The organism is Binatus sp. (SeqCode) (assembly GCF_036522015.1).
In the GTDB taxonomy this organism is placed as follows: domain Bacteria; phylum Desulfobacterota; class Binatia; order Binatales; family Binataceae; genus Binatus.
In genome coordinates this window covers 1-3,614 of record NZ_DATDGQ010000386.1, presented here as the reverse complement: position 1 = coordinate 3,614, position 3,614 = coordinate 1, and the positions used below count along the sequence as shown (strand labels likewise).

At 63.6% G+C, this 3,614-nt stretch carries 4 protein-coding genes; all 4 read right to left on the bottom strand.

The genetic code is table 11. The annotated features are described in order from the left end of the window. A partial coding sequence (hydA, locus tag VIW95_RS16410; protein ID WP_331588535.1) for a dihydropyrimidinase occupies positions 1–1,188 on the bottom strand: 1,188 nt, incomplete at its 3' end. Between the two features lie 15 nt (positions 1,189–1,203). Beyond that, the gene (locus VIW95_RS16405) at positions 1,204–2,061 is read right to left on the bottom strand and encodes a metallophosphoesterase (protein ID WP_331588533.1); all 858 of its coding nucleotides are present in this window, start codon (positions 2,059–2,061) and stop codon (positions 1,204–1,206) included. Between the two features lie 145 nt (positions 2,062–2,206). Beyond that, the gene (locus VIW95_RS16400; protein ID WP_331588531.1) at positions 2,207–2,911 is read right to left on the bottom strand and encodes an HAD family hydrolase; all 705 of its coding nucleotides are present in this window, start codon (positions 2,909–2,911) and stop codon (positions 2,207–2,209) included. A gap of 55 nt (positions 2,912–2,966) precedes the next feature. After that, on the bottom strand, positions 2,967–3,614 hold a 648-nt coding region (locus VIW95_RS16395; RefSeq protein ID WP_331588529.1), incomplete at its 5' end, for an ABC transporter ATP-binding protein.

Genomic DNA, 3,614 nt, shown 5'->3' with positions numbered 1-3,614 from the left:
CTTGCGGCTGGGATCGAAGATCACCAGGTCGGCATCGGCGCCTTCGACGATCGCGCCCTTGCGTGGATACATGCCGAAAATTTTCGCGGCATTGGTGGACGTCAGATCGACCCATCGCGAAATCGAAAGGCGGCCCTTCGCGACGCCCTCCGAATAAAGCATCGGCACGAGAGTCTCGAGATTGGACATCCCGGGCGGCATCCGCGTGAAGCGATCGGCGGAAATTTTGCGCTCGAGCGTCCAACTGCAATGGTCGGTCGCAACGACGTCGATGGTGCCGTCCGCGAGCGCCTCCCACAGCGCGTCGCGATGCTCGGCGCTGCGCAGTGGAGGATAACCGACGTACTTCGCGCCGTTGGGTTCGAGGAACCGTTCTTCGGTCAGATACAAATAAATGGGCCGCGTCTCGGCCAGCACCGTACGGCCGCGCGCACGCGCGCGACGCACCTCATCAACCGCTTCGCGGCTCGACAAATGCACGAAGTAGGATGGCGCGGCCGAAATCTCGGTCATCGCGAGTGCGCGACGGACGGCTGCTGCCTCGGACAGCGGAGGACGGCTGGCGGCGAAGTGCGTGACGTCACGCTTACCGGCAGCGAGCAGGCGCTCGGTGCAAAATCCGATCAGGTGCTCGTCCTCGGCGTGGATCGCGAGCAACGCACCGCTGTCGCCCGCGATCTCGAATGCACGCAGGTAGTCCCGCGCGCGAGCCTCGAAGCCCTGCATCATGAAGATCTTGATACTGGTGACGCCGCGATCGACGACGCGTGGAATTTCGGCGATTGCTTCGGGCGATGGATCGAGCAGTGCGACGTGAAAGCCGTAGTCGATGATGGCGCGACCGCGCGCCTTGGCGCCCCACTTCTCGATCGCATCGGCGAGCGAACCGCCTTGCGCCTGAAACGCATAGTCGACGATGGTCGTCACGCCGCCGGCGGCCGCCGCAGCGGTGCCCGACTCGAAGTCGTCGATGGTGTGCGCCGAGAACATCTCGGCGTCGAGATGCGTATGGGGATCGACGGCGCCGGGGATCAGCAGCATATCGCGCGCATCGACGGTCTGGCGTGCGGGTTCGAGCGCGCCCGGCGGCGCGATGTCCGCGATTTTTCCAGCGACGACGCCAACGTCGACGAGAGCGACGCCCGAAGGCGTTACTACAGTTGCGCCGACGATCGCGAGATCGAGCATCGCGGCGACTCCGAACTAGACGTGCTTGCGATGTGGTCGATGAGTGACGGGACGCGGCGTGCGACGGCGGCGGACGCGCTTCAACGGATGCAGTTTCCCGGTTGAAGCCGATTTCTCGGCGGGCGCCGCATCGATGAGAGGCGTCAGCGAGAAGCGCGATACTTCCGGCGGGCAGTTGATGCGGATTCTCAGCCAGAACGTGCCCAGGCCACGATTGGTGTAGATGTAAAAGTCTTCGTAACGGTTCAGGCCCGAGTAAAATTCCTTGCCGATGCGCAGGATCGACTTGAGCGGCGATCCATAGAACGGAATTCGCACCACGCCGCCGTGAGTGTGGCCGGAGAGCATCACGCCCGGCCTCAAATGACGCGCGTAGAGCGCAGTGTCGGGATTGTGCGCGAGCACGATCGTGCAGTCGTCGCTGTTAACCTCGCCAAATGCGCGCGCAGGCTCGGCGCGTCGCGACCACAGATCGTCGATACCGACGATTGCGACTTTCTCGTTGCGAACGAATACGCGGCGGCTGTCGTTGGCGAGCACGTCGGCGCCGGCGCGCTTGAGTGCCTCGGTAATCCGCTCGGCCGACGACCAGTGATCGTGATTGCCGAGAATCGCGAACAGCCCGGACTTTGAGCGCAGATTTTTCAGCGAGTCGCGAAACGCACCGAGGTAGCGACGCATCGTGTCGGGGCCGGAAAAATAATCGCCGGTGAGAAAAATGAAGTCGGGATGCTGCTGATTGATGGTTTCAACCGCGAGCGCCAGGCGTTCGAGGTCCTCATCACGATCGACGTGGAAATCGCTAATCTGGCACGCGACGAGTCCGCGCAATGCCTCGGGCAATCCGCGCACCGGCAGGTCCAGCGCCGACATTTGAATTTCATCGATCGTCTTCCGCCACATTCTATGCAGCGGGCGCAGCGCCAGAGGCGGCTTCCCCTTCGGCCGGCCGGCGGAGGCGGGCTGGTGCGGCGGTAAATCGTCGATTAGTTCGGCAGTGGACATCGGACCATGGATACTAGAATACTTCGACCAGGCGGCGAAAGGAGCTTAGCTCGATAATCCTGTCGCCGGCATCATTGATCTCTTCGTGCTCGAGTTCCCACGTATGCGGATGCGGAATGAAAACGGCGCGCAGGCCGGCGGCGACCGCGGGATTGATGTCCGAGCGCGGACTGTTGCCGATCATGAACGTCAGCGCGGGATCGAGGTCGGCGTCGCGCACGAGGCGCCGATACGCGTCGACGTCTTTTTCGCGCGGCGTTTCAACCCGATCGAATAGCGGACCAAGACCGGAGCGCGCGAGCTTTTGCAACTGCTCGTCGCGCTGGCCCTTGGTGAACATGAGCAGCCGGTGACGCTGCGCGAGTTCATTCAGCGTGGGCTCGACGTCGGGCAGCAGCGCGCACTCGCGATCGAGCAGATGCGCGCCGATTTGTTCGATCGCGTCGCGCAGGCCTTCGTGGCCGGCCGGCGCGAGTTCAGACGCCGCCTGATGCAGCGCCCTGACGTAAGGACGCCGGCCGTAGCCGTGCGTTTTGATAAGCAGGATTTCCGCTCGGCGAACGGCGGCGTGAATCTCGACGCGAGACAGACCGAGGCCCGCGTCGCCGACGGCCGCAGCGAAATTATCGAACGCCTCGAGAAAATGAATATTGGAATCCCATAGCGTGTCGTCGGCGTCGAAGATGAGATTCAGGGAATCGGTCGCGGAATTGGACATCTACCTAAAGACTACCGGCGCGCGCCGAGGGGGGCAATGGCCAATCGCGAGCCCGCTATGCGCGAGCGTTGGGAAGTGCGGCGGGGAGAACGATAAGCGCGCCCGTCGAGGGATTGCGGCCTACGTACACCTCGGTCTCGTAAACGCGCTGGAGGTTCCCGGCCGTCAGAACTTCGGCGGGAGTTCCGTACGCGACAGCGGCACCGTCCGCGAGCAGCAGCACGCGATCGGCATACAGCGCGGCGGCGTTAAGATCGTGGAGCGTCGCGACCACGGCCATTCCGCGTTCGTTGCGCAGCTCGCGAAAGCGCGCGAAAATTTCGGCAACGTGCTTGAGATCCAGGAACGCGGTCGGCTCATCAAGCAGCGCGATTTTCGGCTCCTGCGCAAGCGCGCGGGCAAGGAACACGCGCTTGCGCTCGCCACCGGACAATTCCTGCACGTGGCGCGCCGCAAGATCGCGAAGATCGAAGCGCTCGAGCGCAGCGGATGCGATCTCCAAATCGTGCGGACTCTCGAAACGGAAGGCGCCGAGATGCGGCGCGCGTCCCATCAGCACGATTTCCAGCACCGTGAAGCGGAACGCGACGGCGTTTTCCTGGCCGACCGACGCGACCGTGCGCGCGAACTCACGCCGCTCGATCGAATCGAGCGGACGGCCCAGCAGCTCGACGCTTCCAGCGGCCGGCTTGATCGATCCGCC